This is a genomic window from Dongia sp. (assembly GCF_041918875.1).
GTDB lineage: Bacteria > Pseudomonadota > Alphaproteobacteria > Dongiales > Dongiaceae > Dongia.
The window spans coordinates 102,231-118,387 of sequence record NZ_JAYRUV010000010.1 but is presented as its reverse complement, the minus strand read 5'-3'; the positions used below and the strand labels follow the sequence as shown (position 1 = coordinate 118,387).

Below are 16,157 nucleotides of genomic sequence, written 5' to 3'. Positions count from 1 at the left end.
TCAGAGATCCGGACGGGTCTTGCGCGTATTGTACCAGCCGCCCAACGCCGTCTCGTACGCCATGCCGGCGCGGAACACATCGGCATCCGCATAGGTCCGGCCGATGAGCTGGATCGAGGTGGGAACGCCGTTCGACGCATGCCCCGTCGGCACCGCCAGCACCGGACAGCGCGACAGCGTGTTGAACGGCGTCGTCATGCACCAGGCGAGAACCTTGGGCAGCGGCGAGATCTTGCCGTTGATGCGGACCTCGTCCTTGTTCTCGTTGAAATCGGCCTTCACCGCCGGCAGCGCCGTTGTCGGGCAGATGAAGAGATCGTGTTTCTCCATCATCGGCCCGAACGTCTCATACATCCTGACCGCCCCTTCCATCGACTTGAAGAATTTGTCGGCGGTCGATTTGGCACCCAGCCGGGCGAAGTTGCGGGCGTAAGTCGTCATCAGATGGCCGTATTTCCTGGCCGTCTGGTTGAGCTGCGTGCCGAAGAGATGCTCGAGATGCCACATGCCGGTATCGATGGCATTGCGAGTCCAGCCGAGATCGACCTCCTCCACCGTGGCGCCGAGGCTCTTGAACACGCGCAAGGCCCGCTTGGTGTTCGCCACCACTTCCTTGTCGACCTCGTAGACATTGAGGTCCATCGAATAGGCGATCTTCCAGCCCTTGATCGGCTTGTAGTCGGTGGGCAGGCGCAGCTTGGGCCTGAGCGAGGCGATGTCGTGGGGACTGGGGCCGGAGATGACGTTCTGCAGCAGGATGGCATCGGCCACGGTCCTGGCCATCGGGCCGGTATGGCAATAGGGATCGAGGTTGAAGGGCGGATCGTCCGGGTTGCGGCCATAGGGCGGCTTGTAGCCCACGACACCGCAGGCAGCGGCCGGAATGCGGATCGAGCCGCCGATATCCGAACCCATGGCAAGGGGCGCCGTGCCAGCTGCAAGCGATGCGCCCGACCCGCCCGACGAGCCGCCGGTGGTGAAGCGCCGATTCCAAGGATTGCGCGTCACCCCCCAGAGCCTGGAATGCGTGACGGCGGCGCAGGAGAATTCCGGCGTGGCGGTGCGCGCATGCACGATGCCGCCGGCATTGAGGATGCGCTCATTGTTGGCCGAAGTCTTGTCGGGCACGAAATTCTGCGCGGTGAGCGAGCCGTAGGAGGTGGGCTTGCCGGCGATCCAGCTCTCGTCCTTGATGGCGATGGGCAGGCCCTCGAGCGCGCCTACCTTGGCGCCCTTCTTCATGAACCTGGCTTCGGCCTGTTTGGCCAGGTCCATCGCCTCGTCGTAATGCTTGAAGGTGAAGGCGTTGATCTTCTTCTCGACGGACTCGGCCCGCTCGATCACGGCCGCCATCAACTCGACCGGCGACAGCTTGCGCTTGCGGAACAGCGCGGCCGCTTCGCTGGCGCTCATATAGATGAGATCGTCGTTCTTCATGATAACCCCCAGATTAGCGTTCGATTGGTTACTTTTCCGTTTGCGCGGATGTTCAGGCATTTAGCGCTTTTTTGATGGAATTGAGCGCCGCCAATGTCTCGCGCAGCAGCTTGTTGTTGCGGAAGTCCGGCCAGGAGGAGAGCTTCACCGCGGTGAATCCGTAAGCCGGGTCGGAATAGATAAGCTGCCCGAAGACCCCGCGGCAGAGCAGTACCGGCGTGCGGTGATCCTCCAGCCAGAATTGCTGGGCATAGGCGCCAAGCGGCGTCGCGATGCGGTAATCGCCGGCGAACTTGTCATGGTCGCCCCGGCGGCAGCGGCGCACCCAGGCCGATGGCACGATCTGCCGCCCATCGAAGAGCCCGTCCTGGGTCAGCATCTCGCCAAAGCGCGCATAGTCGCGCAAGGTTGCATTGAAGCCGCCATCGGCCAGCGCATAGCCGGCCGCATCGACCGTGTAATTGGCGCTTTCTTCGGCACCCAGGGGTTGCCACAGATCGCGGCTGACGATTTCGGGCAGGCGCCGCCCGGAGATTCGCTCCAGCGCGAAGGCCAGCACATCCGTCTCGATCGAGCGATAGGAAAAGCGCGCGCCATGTTCGGCCTCGCGCGCCTTGAGGCCCAGCACCACATCCCAGACCGTCGCCGGCCAGTCGCGCCCGTCATCGGGCCGCGGCCGCCACTGGCATGCGACATCGATCTTGGCGATGTCGGAAAAGGGATCGGTATAGGTTTCGTCGAAAGCGACGCCGCTGGTCATGTCCAGCACATGCTGCACCTTGGCACCGGCATAGGCCGTGGCCGCGAGTTCAGGCAGATAGCGCGTGATCGGAGAATCGACATCGATCCAGCCCCGCGCCTGATAGATGCCGACCAGGATGCCGATGAGCGACTTGCCGACCGACTGCGAAAGATGCAGCGTGCGCTCGTTCATGCCGTTCATATAGCGCTCGAACGCGACGGCGCCCCGATGCAGCACGATGAACCCGTCGGTATAGGTTTCGTCGAGGAACTGGCCGACGCTGCGCTCGCCGTTTTCGCCCTGAAAGCGTATCTCGTCGAGGCGTCTCGGCTTGCGCGGCAATTCGCTGGCCGGCCCCGCCCCGCGCCATACCTCGGCGGTCGGCAGGATTTCGCGCACATGCTGGAACGACCAGCGGTTATAGGGCGCCCGGTCCCAACCTTCGCGGGGGATGGAGGGGCTTTGCGACAATCCGGTTATCATGATTCCGTCGCCGTATCTCATTGTCGTCATCCCCGGGCCCAGCGTTGATTGCAATGGCCGGGAATCAGTTAGCGACTGAAGATTACCGCGCCCGGTCGCACTAGATCCCCGGCCATTGCAATCAACGCTGGGCCCGGGGGTGACGGACAAAAAACAAAAAACTGGCTGCGTCCGGCACCGACTTTCCGAACCGGAAAGTCGGCACCATCCGCAGCCAGTGTGGCCAGCTTACTTCGTCAGTTCGGTCCAGATGGCGGTGTGAAGCTCCGTCACCTCCGGCGGGCAGGCCGGCATGATGAAGGTCTTCTGGCCTTCCGGCAGGACGATCTCCGGCGCCGTGGCAAAGGCCGGGTCGAGGAACTTCTCGGAACCGCTGATGCCGTTGGCGTATTTGGCGAAGTCCGAGATCAAGGCGGCGTTCTCGGGATCCATGATGAAGTTCTGGAACTTCTTCGCGTTCTCGACGTTCTTGGCGCCCTTGATGACCGAGACGTTATCCATCCAGACGGCGATGCCTTCCTTCGGATAGCCATAGACGATCTTGTCGTTCTGGAGACGCGCGCGCATCGAGGCGCCGTTCCAGTTGAGGCCCGCCATCAGATCTTCCTTGGCGTACTTCTCGACATTGCCGTAATCCATCGAGATCCAGTCGGGCTTGGCCTTCATCAGCAGGTCGCGGACTTCCTTGAGCTGGTCCTTGTTGCCGTTGCAGATCGGGTCGAAGCCCTTGTAGGAAAGGGCGGCGGCGATGACGTCGCTCATTTCCGGCACGACGTTGGTCTTGCCCTTGAGCTCGGCCGGGGTGTCGAACAGGATCGCCCAGGTGTTCACGTCACCCTGATAGGCCTTGGTGTTGACCGTGATGCCGGTGGTGCCCCACTGCCAGGGAACCGTGTAGTTGCGGCCCTTGTCGAAATCGACATCGACCCATTTCGGATCCATGTTCTTGAAGTTCGGCATGCTGTTCGGCTTGGTCTCCTCCAGGAGGCCTTCCTGGATGAAGATCGGCACGAAATTGTGGCTCGGCACGACGATGTCGAAACCATGGCCGCCGGCCTTCACCTTGGCCAGCGCGACATCGTTCGAATCATAGTCGGTGACGGTCACCTTGACGTTGAATTCCTTCTCGAACTTCTCGATCAGCTTGGGGTTCGTGTAGTTGCCCCAATTGTAGATGTTGAGTTCGCCGCCGGCCGGAACCGCCGCCGCTTCCGAGGTCGCCGGAGCCGCCTCACTGGTGGCCGCCTCGCTGGTGGCGGCCTCACTGGTGGCGGTCGAGGCGGCCTCGCTGGTTGCCGTGGACGCCGCACCTTCCGATGCCGCTTCTTCCTTCTTCTCGCCGCAGGCGCTGAGCGCCAGCATGAGCGTCAGGGCGATTGCCGTACTCTTGAATGCCGGTAGATATGTCACTTGAACCTCCAACTTGCTGCTGCACCGCCCCTTAACCCGAGGGCATTTTTCAGTCCCAACCGAACGTTTTATTCCGCCGGGCGTCCCTTCCCGGCAATCGGGCCGGGGCGACCCGCCGATCGGTCATGCTTTCTTCCTGTTGAGCAGGAAGAAGATCGTCACCATCAGGACCGATATCGCCAGGAACATCGACGAGATGGCATTCATTTCCGGTGTTACGATACGCCGCAACTGGCCCAGCATATAGGTGGGCAGGGTGTCTTGTCCGCCTGATTTCACCAGTTCCGTGATCACGACATCGTCAAGCGAAATGACGAAGGCCAGCATGCCGCCGGCGAGGATCCCCGGCCACAGCAGCGGCAGGGTGACGCGGCGGAACGTCTGGAAGGGCGTCGCATAGAGATCGGCGGCGGCGCGCTCCAGCGACAGATCCATGTTTTCGAGCCGGGCCCGGATCGGCAGATAGGCGAACGGAATGCAGAACGCCGTGTGGGCGATCAGCAGATAGCCAAGGCCGGTATAGCCGGTCGCATTCTTGATCGCCGCGAAGAAGATCAGCAAGGCGACGCCGGTCACGATTTCCGGCACCATCAGCGGCTGGTTGATGAAGGCATAGATGAAGGTGAGGCCCGGAAAGGGCTTGGTCCGCGTCGTCGCCAGCGCCGCCAGCGTGGCGGCCAGCGTCGAGACGATGGCGGCGAAGGCGGCGATGGTGAGCGAGCGGACGGAGGCGTCCTTCACCTGTCCGTTGGCCCAGGCCGATTCATACCAGCGCCACGAGAAACCTTCCCAGATGGCGACCGACGTGCCCGCATTGAAGGAATAGACGACCAAAGTCAGGATCGGCGCATAGAGCATCAGGAAGCAGAGCATGGCGATGGTGGTGAAGCCCGTCTGCTGCTTGACGTCGAAGCCGCGGCCGCGCTTGAGCTTTCCCGGCGTCTTTTTTGTCTCAGCCATGACGCGCCTCCGTCTTCGAGGCATTCTTCACGTAGAACAGCAGAGCGATCATGACGATGGCCATCAGGGTGATGGAAAGGGCGGCCCCCAGCGGCCAGTTGCGCGCCTGTCCGAACTGCATGTCGATGAGGTTGCCCAGCATCAGGTTGCGTCCGCCGCCCAGCACGCGCGGCGTCACATAGGCGCCCAGCGACGGAATGAAGACCAGGATCGATCCGGCGATGACGCCGGGCTTGACCAGCGGGAAGATGACATGGCGCAGCACGCGCCAGCGCGTGGCGTAAAGATCGTAACCGGCTTCGACCAGGCGGAAATCGATACGCTCCATGCTGGCGTAAAGCGGCAGCACCATGAGGGGCAGATAGACGTAGAGCAGCCCCATCATGACCGCGCCGTCGGTGAACAGGATCTGGATCGGCGCGTCGATGATCCCCAGGCCCAGCAGGATCGAATTGACGATGCCTTCGTTGCGGATCACTTCCATAACCGCGAAGGTGCGGATGAGAAGATTGGTCCAGAACGGGATGGTGATGAGGAACAGCCACAGATCGCGCGTGCGTTCCGGCCGCGTGGCGATGAAATAGGCGGTGGGGAATCCGAAGACCAGCGCCAGGATGGTGCTGAGGAAGGAGAGCCGAACCGAGCGCCACAGGATGGAGAGATGCGCATCGGCCAGCGTCACTTCGTCGGTGAAGATGTCCTTCTGGAAAACGACGCTGAGCCAGGCATCGGTCGAGAATTTCCATTCGACGCCGCCATAGCCGCCCTTGGTCAGGAAGGAATAGACCACGACGATGACGAGCGGGCCGATCGCGGCGAAGAGCAGGATGAGCAAGGCCGGCGCCGAGAGCAGCCAGCGGCCCCGCGTCTCGCGCCGGTCCGCCGCCGCGGCGGCGAGCACGGCCGGATTCTGAGCGGCTTTCCCATTGGCCATGATGGCTCAGTCCTTCAGGATCTGCATGGCTTCGGGGGCGATGCGCAGGCCCACCGGATCGCCGACCTGCAGCATGTCCTGGTGCCCGCGGCGGTTCTGCACCCGCGCCGTGACCTGCTGGTTGGAGCCGTCGATCTGCATATGGTAGGTCGTATCGGTACCGAAATAGACGATGTTGGCGATGCTGCCGCTCAGATGCGCCTCCGTGCCCGGGCGTACCAGGTCGATGCGCTCGGGGCGGATCGCCAGCGTCACGGTGGCGCCGACACCGACATTCTCCGCGACCGGATGGCTGATCACGACCCCGGAGGGCAGCTTGATCTGGCCGTCGCCGCCGATACGCTGCGTCACCTCGGCTTCGATGAAGTTGGTCTCGCCGATGAAATCGGCAACGAAGCGCACGGTCGGATGTTCGTAGATTTCAGTGGGCGACCCGATCTGCAGAATCTTGCCCTTCGACATGACCGCGATGCGGTCCGACATGGTGAGGGCTTCTTCCTGGTCGTGCGTCACGAAGATGAAGGTGATGCCGGTTTCCGTCTGCATGCGCTTCAATTCGATCTGCATCTCCTTGCGGAGCTTGAGATCGAGCGCCGACAGGGGTTCGTCGAGCAGCAGCACCTTAGGTCTGGGCGCCAGGGCCCGCGCCAGGGCGACGCGCTGCTGCTGACCGCCGGAAATCTGGCTGGTGCGCCGGTCCTTCAGTTCCTCCATGCGCACAAGCCTCAGCATGGCGCCGACCGTCGCCTGCACTTCCGCCTTGGGCTTGCCCAGCATTTCCAGGCCGAAGGCGATGTTCTGCGCCACCGTCATGTGCGGGAACAGGGCATAGGACTGGAACACCGTGTTCACATGCCGCTTATAGGGCGGCAGATGCGCCACCTCCTCGCCTTCCAGCAGGATGGAGCCGTCGCTCGGCATCTCGAAGCCGGCGATCATGCGCAGCAAAGTCGTTTTGCCGCAGCCCGATGGCCCCAGAAGTGTGAAGAACTCGTTTTGGCGGATGGTGACCGAGACATTGTCGAGCGCTCGAACTTCCGCGCCGCCGGTCCCGAAAATCTTGACTACGTTTTTAGCTTCGACAGCTACAGCAGCTGACACGATAGATGGCCCCCGTGTTGATGTCGCGCCATCCGCCTCACACCCCAAGCGCCCTTCTCATCGGGGCATTTTCGTGGGCTCGGCCTTTATGCTGGCCAGGATTCCGCGCGGCGCCAAGATTAGGCATTCGGCTGCCAAGGTCAATCGCAGCGTTGCACAAAAGTGAAATTTGTTGACTTGTTTTCATCGTATGACGCGAGCGCATGCGCTCATGACGCGCAATTGGACTCCCTGGTTCTCGCCAGCGGAACTCCGTCCATTCGGTCAATTGGATCCCCAGCACATCCCTAGCGCGTTTTTTCTGCGACGCTGTTAGATTGCGCGCCGCAACGCAGCCTGGGATCAAGCGGACGAAGCCGATGAGTACGAACCGAAACAAGAACAGACGCCAATTGCCGCCCCTGAATGCCTTGCGTGCCTTCGAGGCCGTGGCGCGTTTCTTAAGCTTTACCAAGGCCGCCGACGAATTGCTGGTAACCCAGAGCGCCGTCAGCCGCCAGGTGAAGAATCTCGAAGATATCCTTGGCGTGCCTCTCATTCTCAGGAAAGCGCAGCTGGAACTGACCGAGGAAGGCAAACGCCTCCTCCCCGTCCTCACCGACTCTTTCGACCGCATGGACGCCATCATCGGCTCCTTCCGCCGCCAGTCGAAGAAGCCGCCCTTGAGCCTCGCCGTGCCGCCCACTTTCGCAAGGCGCATTCTGCTGCCGCGCCTGCCGGAATTTCAGCGCGCCAATCCGGATCTTGAAATCCGCATCGAGACGCCGCCGGTCAATCCGGATTTCCGCAATTCCGGCCATGACCTTGCCATCCTCTTCGGCGAGATCGAGGCCGACGGGCTCATCGCCGACGTGCTGATGCGCGAACGATCGAGCCCCCTCTGCGCGCCCGACCTGGCCAAGAAGGCCGCCTGGCCCGATGTGAAGACGATGATCGCCAAGGCGCCCTTGCTCCACATCCGCCAGGGCAACGATTCCTGGCACGATTGGCGCATGCTGGCGCGCCAGGTGGGTTTTGCCGGTGTCCCGGTCGAACGCGGCATCGTCGTCGAAACCGCCGACCAGGCGGTGCAGGCGGCCATTTCCAGCGGCGGCGTCACCGAAGTCGACCCGCGCCTCTGCGCCGAGGAAGTGGCGAACGGCCAGCTCGTGGCCCCTTTCGACATCAGCATTATGACGGGGCGCACCTATACGCTGGTCTGCCGTCCCGACGAAATCGACCTCGCCCGCATCGCCGCCTTCCGCGCATGGGCGTTGAGCGCGCTGGTGGAACCCGCCCTGCCGGATGCGGCGGCTGACGCCAAACCGGCATGACACCGCAGGAAATCCAGGCCCGCCTGCTTTACCGCGATGCCCTGATGCTGGTGATCGACAAGCCGGCGGGCCTGCCCGTCCATGCGGGACCCAGTACCAATTCGCGGGGAGGTGGGCCCAATCTCGAACGCGATTTCGAGCATTTGCGCTTCGGCCTGCCCAAGGCGCCGGCGCTTGCCCATCGCCTCGACCGCGATACTTCCGGATGCCTCGCCCTGGGACGCCAGCACAAGGGCCTCTCGCGCCTGGGCAAGCTCTTTCAGGAAGGCAGGATCGGCAAGACCTACTGGGCCGTCACCACGGCGCCGCCCCCGGAAAAGCAGGGCACCGTCTCGGCCAGCTTGAAGAAGCTCACCACCCGCGCCGGCGGCTGGCGCATGGTGGTGGTGGGCGAGGACGAGAAGGGTGCCCAAAGGGCCGTCACCGACTATCGTTTGCTCGGATCGGGCGGCGGATATTGGTGGCTGGAGCTTGCACCCCGGACCGGGCGGACCCATCAGATCCGGGTGCATCTGGCGCATCTGGGCTGCCCTATATTGGGAGAGCCGCAGTACCTGCCGCCCGGATCGCCAAAGCCGGGGGCGAAACTGCACCTACATTCCCGCTCCCTTATCGTCCCTTTATACCCGAAAAAGGACCCGATCCGGGTCGAGGCGCCGCCGCCGCCGCATATGATTCCGGCCTTGAAGGCCTGCGGCTACGTAACCGGCTAAGCCGCTTTTGCCGGTTACAGGGAGTCCCCGGGGACTTGTCATCCCAAGGGCCACCCTATATAACCCGCCCGCACGGCCTGAGAATGCGTCCAAGGCGAACCATAGGGCATGCCCAAACGCAGCCGAATGCACTTACATTTCAATAGGATACTGAAATGCCCAAGATGAAGACGAAGAGCAGCGCCAAGAAGCGCTTCAAGCTCACTGCCTCTGGTTTGGTGAAGTTCAAGCCGTCCCAGAAGCGTCACCGCCTTATCAGCAAGCCGACCAAGATGAAGCGCCAGGCCCGCCGCGGCGAGGTGATGGCCGATGTTGATGCCAAGAAGGTCATCAAATTCTTCATTCCCAACGGTCTCTAAGACGCTTTTTGACGGAGAACTGAGAAATGGCACGTACCAAGCGGGGCGTCACGTCCCACGCCCGCCACAAGAAAGTGCTCGAGATGGCCAAGGGCTATGTCGGGCGTTCATCGACGAACTACCGCATCGCGCTCGAGAAGGTCGAAAAGGGCCTGCAATACGCCTACCGCGACCGCCGCGCCAAGAAGCGCGATTTCCGGGGCCTCTGGATCCAGCGCATCAATGCCGGCGTGCGCGAGCACGGCCTCACCTATTCGCAGTTCATCAACGGCGTGAAGAAGGCCGGGATCGAGGTTGACCGCAAGGTCCTCTCCGACCTCGCCATTCGCGAACCGGCCGCTTTTGCGGCACTGGTGAAGCAGGCGCAAGAGGCTCTGGCGAAGTAAGGCCAAAGGCCCATGCCGGCACTTCGCCTCAAACAGCTTTATCTGATCGTGGCCGTCGCCCTGGCATTGCCGGCGGTGACGGCCTGCGATTCCTATAAGGACGATGTGGCGAGCGTGCAGGCGGCCGACAGCATCCTGCCCGACAAAAGCAACGATGCGGTGGCGCGCGAGATCGCCGGTGCCCGCGGTTCCGTCTCGTGGAAGGGTGCCAAGGCCGAGCGCTACAATAACGACGCGATCGTCCTGGTCACCGCCGATATCCAGCGTGTCGGGCAGTCCGGTGCCACCCATAAAATCGCGCTGGAATTCATCAACAACCGCGAAACCCGCAAGATCGCTTTCGAGCAGGCCTATATCGACGGCAAGCCGCAAAGCCTGCTGGGTGGTGCCCTGACCTTGTTTTTGCTGCAACTGGACTGACCGGCCGCAATCGCGCCAAGACTTTGGGACGATAGCTGGGGGCCGGGTCATCCGAGCCTCCTTTTTTGTTTGTGGGATACGATCACGGGGATCGATGCATCATGTCGAATGATACCGGCCAGGATTTGAATGGCCTGCAGAAGAAGTGGCTGGAGGCGGTGGCAAGCACCGGCAGCGTCGAGGCGCTGGAACAGGTGCGCGTCGATGCGCTGGGCAAGAAGGGCGAGATTTCGGCCCTGATGAAGGTGCTGGGCACGCTGGCGCCCGAGCAGCGCAAGGATTTCGGCGCCAGGCTCAACGTGCTGCGCGATGAAGTGGCCGGCGCCATCGACGCCAGGAAATCGGGCCTTGCCAACGCGGCCCTCAATGCCAGGCTCGCGCGCGAGACGCTGGACCTCACCCTCCCCGCGCGGCCCGAATATGAAGGCCGCATCCACCCCATTACGCAGACCATCGACGAGATCGTCGCCATTTTCGGCGAGATGGGTTTCTCCGTGGCGGAAGGGCCGGATATCGAGGACGATTTCCACAATTTCACCGCGCTCAACATCCCGGCCGATCATCCGGCGCGCCAGATGCAGGACACCTTCTATCTGCCGCAACGCGACGATGGCAGCCAGATGGTGCTCCGCACGCACACCTCGCCGGTGCAGATCCGCACCATGCTGAAGGGCGATCTGCCCATCCGCGTCATCTGCCCGGGCCGCACCTACCGCGTCGATAGCGACATGACGCATTCGCCGATGTTCCATCAGGTCGAAGGGCTGGTCATCGACACCCATACCAATATGGGGCACCTCAAGGGCTGCCTGCAGGATTTCGTGCGCGCCTTCTTCGGCATCGACAATCTGCCGGTCCGCTTCCGCCCCAGCTATTTCCCCTTCACCGAGCCCTCGGCGGAAGTCGATATCGGCTGCGACCGGTCAGGGGGCGAGCTGAAGCTCGGCGGCGACAAGGACGGGAATGCCAGGAACTGGCTGGAGATTCTGGGCTCCGGCATGGTGCACCCCAATGTGCTGAAGAATTGCGGCATCGACCCCAGCAAATATCAGGGCTTTGCCTTCGGCATGGGGATCGAGCGCATCGCCATGCTGAAATACGGCATCCCCGATTTGCGCACCTTCTACGAATCCGATCTGCGCTGGCTCAGGCATTACGGCTTCGTGCCCCTCGATATCCCCACCATGGTGGGAGGATTGACGCGATGAAATTCACACTCTCCTGGCTGAAGACGCATCTCGAGACCGATGCGGACCTTGCCGCCATCACCAAGAAACTGACCGATCTCGGCCTCGAGGTCGAAGGCGTCGAGGATAAGGCGGAGACGCTGAAACCCTTCGTCGTCGGCTATGTGGTCGAGGCCGTGCAGCACCCCAATGCCGACCGCCTGCGGGTGTGCAAGGTCGATACGGGCAAGGGCATCCTGCAGGTCGTCTGCGGTGCCCCCAATGCGCGCACCGGCATGAAAGGCGTGTTTGCTCCCGTGGGCACCCATGTGCCGGGTACGGGCCTGGACCTCAAGGCCGGCAAGATTCGCGGCGAGGAATCGAACGGCATGCTGTGTTCGGCCCGCGAACTGGGTCTGGGCCAGGATCATGACGGCATCATCGAGCTGCCCGAAGACGCCCCGGTGGGCCAAAGCTTCGTCGACTATCGGGGCCTGAATGACCCGGTGATCGAGATCAAGATCACGCCGGACCGCGCCGATTGCCTCGGCGTCTTCGGTGTGGCGCGCGATCTTGCTTCCGCCGGATTGGGCAAACTCAACCCCATTGCCGAGAAGCATATTCCGGGCACGTACCGGAGCCCAATCCAATGGTCGATCGACGAGAGCGCCAAGGCTGGCGTGCTCTACACCGCCGGGCGCTATTTCAAGGGCGTCAAGAACGGCCCTTCGCCCCAATGGCTGCAGGACCGGCTGACCTCGATCGGCCTCAGGCCCATCTCCGCCTTGGTCGACATCACCAATTTCGTCACCTTCGATCTCTGCCGGCCGCTCCACGTGTTCGACGCCGACAAGGTGAAGGGCAATGTCACGATGCGCTCGGCCAGGCAAGGCGAGACCATTGAGGCGCTGGACGGCAAGACCTACACACTTGAGCCCGGCATGATCGTCATCGCCGACGATCAGGGGCCCGAAGCCATCGGCGGCATCATGGGCGGTGCCGTTTCGGGCTGTTCCGAGACGACGACGAACGTCTTCCTGGAGGCAGCGCTCTTCGACCCGATCACCACGGCGAAGACCGGCCGCAAGCTCGGCATCCTTTCGGATGCGCGCTATCGCAACGAGCGCGGCCTCGACCCGCAATCGGAAATCTGGGGTATCGACGTGGCGACGCGCCTGATCCTGGAGCTTTGCGGCGGCGAGGTCTCCGAAGTGACCTCGGCCGGCACGATCCCGACGGCGCTCCGCGAGATCGCCTTCCGCCCGTCGCGTGTTCTGGGCCTGGGCGGTGTCGAGGTGGCGACCGACCGGCAGAAGCAGATCCTCATCGATCTGGGCTTCAAGGTATCCGAGAAGGATTTCGACAGCTGGTCGGTCACCGTGCCGTCCTTCCGCGCCGATGTCGAGGGCGAGGCGGATATCGTCGAGGAGGTCATGCGCGTGCATGGCTTCGACCATATCCCGGCAACCTCGATGCCGCGCATGGGCGCGCTCCCCCATGTCGCCGTGAGCCTCGCCCAGAAGCGCGCGCAGCAAGCCAAGCGCCTGCTGGCCGTGCGCGGCTTGAACGAGACCGTGACCTTCAGCTTCATGCCGCGCAACGTCGCCGCCATGTTCGCCGGCAACAATGCCTTGGTGCCGCTCGCCAATCCGATCAGCGCCGATCTCGACGTGATGCGTCCCAGCATCCTCGGCAATCTGCTGATGGCTTCGGCGCGAAACGCCGCGCGGGGGTATAGTGATCTGGCGATCTTCGAGATTGGCCCCACCTATCTCGGCGAAACAGCCAAGGACCAGATTCTGGCGGCGACCGGCATCCGTGTGGGCTCGACACCGCGCCATTGGCAGGTGAAGCAGCGGCCGCTCGATGCGTTCGATGCCAAGGCGGATGCCTTCGCCTTGCTGTCCGCCTTCGGTGTCCCGGTCGAGAATCTGCAGATCGAGGCAGCGGCACCGGCCCATTACCATCCCGGCCAGTCGGCCGTGCTGCGCTTGGGCCCCACCATTCTCGGCCAGTTCGGCGCGCTGCATCCCAAGGTGCTGCGGGAACTGGACGTGAAAGGTCCGGCGGTGGGCTTCGAGGTCTTCCTCGAACGCCTGCCAACACCACGCGGCAAGGGAACCGCGCGGCCGCTGCTCAATCCATCCGCCTTCCAGCCGCTTGAGCGCGACTTCGCCTTCATCGTCGATGCGGGTGCCGCAGCCGAGAAACTGGTGAAAGCGGCGAAAGGCGCCGACAAGGCGCTGGTGACTGAGGTGAAGCTGTTCGACATCTTCGCCGGCGGCAGCTTGCCCGAGGGCAAGAAGTCGGTCGCTTTGTCAGTCGTCCTGCAGCCCCGTGAAAAGACCCTGACCGATGCGGAGATCGAAGCGGCGTCAGCCAAGATCGTGGCGGCGGTGAACAAGGCGACGGGTGGGGAACTCAGGAAATAAAGGCTCCCCGGGGGCAGTGCATTGCCGCATGCATCGCCCTCCGATGCCTTTGCCTTTCCAATTTCGTCATGCCCGGGCTTGACGGAAAAACATTGGCGAGCAATCACCGCTTGCAGCCCCCCTCCCGACCTCCCCCCTGAAGGTGGGAGGAGTTTAGAGCGAGGTGGATCGATTGGCCGCGACCCAAAGCCCTCCCACCTTTAGGGGGGAGGTCGGGAGGGGGGCTGCCCCAGGTTGTGCATCCGCCCTCTTGATTCCGCCCCGCTTCCGCCGCATATGAGCGGCTTGTTGGTCCACTTGCAAAACCCAGGAGAATTCACCGGTCATGACGCAGGAACGCCATGGTTTTCAGGCCGAAGTGTCGCGGCTGCTGCATATCGTTGCGCATTCGCTTTACAGCGACAAATCGGTCTTCTTGCGCGAGCTCATTTCCAACGCGTCGGATGCCTGCGACAAGCTGCGCTACCTGGCCCTGACCCAGCCGGAGCTGCTGGAGGGCGGCGGTGAGCTTGCCGTTTCACTTACCACCGACAAAAAGGCCAGAACCCTGACCATCACCGATAACGGTATCGGCATGAACAAGGACGACCTCATCAGCCATCTGGGCACCATTGCCCGGTCGGGTTCCGCGAAGTTCGCGGAGGAATTGGCGGAGGCGAAGACGCAGGAGCAGAAGGTCAACCTCATCGGGCAGTTCGGCGTCGGCTTCTATTCGGCCTTCATGGTGGCGGACAAGGTCGAAGTGCTGTCGCGCAAAGCAGGCGAGACGCAGGCTTGGCGCTGGGTTTCAGACGGGACCGGCGAGTTCACCGTCGAGACGGCACAGAAGGCGACGCGCGGGACGGAGATCGTGCTCCACCTCAAGAAAGGCGAGACCGAATGGCTGGAGGCGGCGCGCATCGAGCATGTCATCGCCAAGCATTCGGAACATGTGGCGCTGCCGATTCATCTGGTCGACGGCGCCGAGGAGAAACACGTCAATCAGCAGGCCGCACTCTGGACCAAGCTGAAATCTGATGTGACGCCTGAGCAGTATCGCGATTTCTATCGCCATATCGCCCATGCCTTCGACGAGCCCTGGACGACGATCCATTTCAAGGCCGAGGGCAAGATCGATTACACGGCGCTGCTGTTCATCCCCTCGCAGCGGCCGTTCGACCTCTTCAATCCGGAGCGCAAGCAATCGCTGAAGCTTTATGCCAAGCGCATCTTCATCACCGACCAGTCGGATGAGATCCTGCCCGGCTGGCTCCGCTTCGTGAAGGGCTTGGTCGATTCCGAGGATCTGCAGCTCAACATCAGCCGCGAGATGCTGCAGGCCAGTCCCGTGATCGCCAAGATCCGCGCCGCCCTGGTGAAGCGAATCCTCTCCGACCTCACCAAGAAATCGAACGACGATGACAAGTCGGCCTACGAAACCTTTTGGGACAATTTCGGCGCCGTGCTGAAGGAAGGTCTCTACGAGGACGTGACCGCGCGCGACGAGATACTGAAGCTGGCCCGCTTCCGTACCACGGGTTCCGACGGCTGGGCGAGCCTGGCCGATTACGTGGCCCGCATGAAGGAGGGGCAGAAGGCAATCTATTACATCACCGGCGACAGTCTCGACATGGTGGCGCGTTCGGCCCAGCTCGAAGGCTTCAAGGCCAAGGGTATCGAGGTCTTGCTGCTGACCGACCCCATCGACGAATTCTGGATTCCGGCGGTCGAGAAGTTCGGCGAGGCTGAGTTCCGCTCGGTGACGCGTTCGGGTGCCGATCTCGATACGGTCAAGGCGCCGGAAGGCGAAAGACAGGAAGAAAAGAAGCCGGTCGCGGAGAATGTCGATGCGCTCATTTCGTTCCTCAAGGTGACCCTGAAGGACAATGTGAAGGATGTGCGCCTTTCCGAACGGCTGACCGACAGCGCCTGCTGCCTGGTGGCGGATTCGGGCGATATGGACATGCATCTGGAGCGGCTGCTCAGGCAGCACAAGCGACTGGAAGCAAGCCTGCCGCGCGTCCTTGAAATCAACGGCCGCCATCCGCTCATTGACGCGATGACCAAGCAAGCGAGCAAGGACGGCAATTGGACGGAGCTTGCGGAAGCCGCCTGGCTGCTGCTCGATCAGGCCAGGATCCAGGACGGCGAGCCGCCCGCCGACCCGGCCGCTTTCGTGAAGCGCTTGAACGCGCTGCTGGCGAAGGCGATTTGAGAAGGTATACTTGTCATCCCCCGGCTTGGCCGGGGGATCCACGAGTTGCGTTCATCAATTGCTGACAAACTCGTGGATGGCCCGCCTTCGCGGGCCATGACAATCTA

The 16,157-nt window shown here is 62.5% G+C and carries 14 protein-coding genes; 8 read left to right on the top strand and 6 right to left on the bottom strand.

Annotated elements, in window-relative coordinates:
- The 6 genes from ACE3TY_RS12460 to ACE3TY_RS12435 all read right to left on the bottom strand — a co-directional run bounded on the left by ACE3TY_RS12460 (position 1) and on the right by ACE3TY_RS12435 (position 7,067).
- Entirely contained in the window at positions 1-1,437 is a 1,437-nt protein-coding gene (locus ACE3TY_RS12460; protein ID WP_374653362.1) for an amidase, read from the bottom strand.
- A 52-nt stretch (positions 1,438-1,489) separates the two neighbouring features.
- Positions 1,490-2,683 (bottom strand): serine hydrolase domain-containing protein, encoded by a 1,194-nt coding sequence (locus ACE3TY_RS12455; RefSeq protein ID WP_374653361.1) that lies wholly within the window; start codon positions 2,681-2,683, stop codon positions 1,490-1,492.
- Positions 2,684-2,890: 207 nt separating this feature from the next.
- Positions 2,891-4,072, bottom strand: coding sequence for an extracellular solute-binding protein (locus ACE3TY_RS12450; RefSeq protein ID WP_374653360.1), 1,182 nt, complete (start codon positions 4,070-4,072; stop codon positions 2,891-2,893).
- Between the two features lie 123 nt (positions 4,073-4,195).
- Complete coding sequence (locus tag ACE3TY_RS12445) at positions 4,196-5,032, bottom strand: ABC transporter permease (RefSeq protein WP_374653359.1); 837 nt, start codon at positions 5,030-5,032, stop codon at positions 4,196-4,198.
- A complete protein-coding gene (locus ACE3TY_RS12440) occupies positions 5,025-5,966 on the bottom strand; it encodes an ABC transporter permease (protein ID WP_374653358.1) in 942 nt (313 codons plus the stop codon). The genes ACE3TY_RS12445 and ACE3TY_RS12440 overlap by 8 nt, the downstream gene beginning before the upstream one ends.
- A 6-nt stretch (positions 5,967-5,972) precedes the next feature.
- Positions 5,973-7,067, bottom strand: a complete 1,095-nt coding sequence (locus tag ACE3TY_RS12435) for an ABC transporter ATP-binding protein (RefSeq protein ID WP_374653357.1) — start codon at positions 7,065-7,067, stop codon at positions 5,973-5,975.
- A gap of 359 nt (positions 7,068-7,426) precedes the next feature.
- Between ACE3TY_RS12435 and ACE3TY_RS12430 the strand changes: the two genes are divergently transcribed.
- The 8 genes from ACE3TY_RS12430 (at position 7,427) to htpG (ending at position 16,050) form a co-directional block, all read left to right on the top strand.
- Positions 7,427-8,380 carry a LysR substrate-binding domain-containing protein gene (locus ACE3TY_RS12430; protein WP_374653356.1) on the top strand — a complete coding sequence of 318 codons (954 nt, stop codon included), beginning with the start codon at positions 7,427-7,429 and terminating at the stop codon, positions 8,378-8,380.
- Entirely contained in the window at positions 8,377-9,093 is a 717-nt protein-coding gene (locus tag ACE3TY_RS12425; RefSeq protein WP_374653355.1) for an RluA family pseudouridine synthase, read from the top strand. Before ACE3TY_RS12430 ends, ACE3TY_RS12425 begins: the two co-directional genes overlap by 4 nt.
- Before the next feature lie 155 nt (positions 9,094-9,248).
- The gene (rpmI, locus tag ACE3TY_RS12420) at positions 9,249-9,452 is read left to right on the top strand and encodes a 50S ribosomal protein L35 (RefSeq protein WP_320500203.1); all 204 of its coding nucleotides are present in this window, start codon (positions 9,249-9,251) and stop codon (positions 9,450-9,452) included.
- A gap of 26 nt (positions 9,453-9,478) precedes the next feature.
- Positions 9,479-9,838: a 50S ribosomal protein L20 gene (gene rplT, locus ACE3TY_RS12415; RefSeq protein WP_374653354.1), complete on the top strand. Its 360-nt coding sequence runs from the start codon at positions 9,479-9,481 to the stop codon at positions 9,836-9,838.
- Between the two features lie 12 nt (positions 9,839-9,850).
- Positions 9,851-10,258 (top strand): hypothetical protein, encoded by a 408-nt coding sequence (locus ACE3TY_RS12410; protein WP_374653353.1) that lies wholly within the window; start codon positions 9,851-9,853, stop codon positions 10,256-10,258.
- 101 nt (positions 10,259-10,359) lie between these two features.
- Positions 10,360-11,466 carry a phenylalanine--tRNA ligase subunit alpha gene (gene pheS, locus ACE3TY_RS12405; protein WP_374653352.1) on the top strand — a complete coding sequence of 369 codons (1,107 nt, stop codon included), beginning with the start codon at positions 10,360-10,362 and terminating at the stop codon, positions 11,464-11,466.
- The gene (gene pheT, locus ACE3TY_RS12400) at positions 11,463-13,856 is read left to right on the top strand and encodes a phenylalanine--tRNA ligase subunit beta (RefSeq protein ID WP_374653351.1); all 2,394 of its coding nucleotides are present in this window, start codon (positions 11,463-11,465) and stop codon (positions 13,854-13,856) included. Before pheS ends, pheT begins: the two co-directional genes overlap by 4 nt.
- A 325-nt stretch (positions 13,857-14,181) precedes the next feature.
- A complete protein-coding gene (gene htpG / locus ACE3TY_RS12395) occupies positions 14,182-16,050 on the top strand; it encodes a molecular chaperone HtpG (protein ID WP_374653350.1) in 1,869 nt (622 codons plus the stop codon).
- The last annotated feature ends 107 nt before the right edge of the window (positions 16,051-16,157 follow it).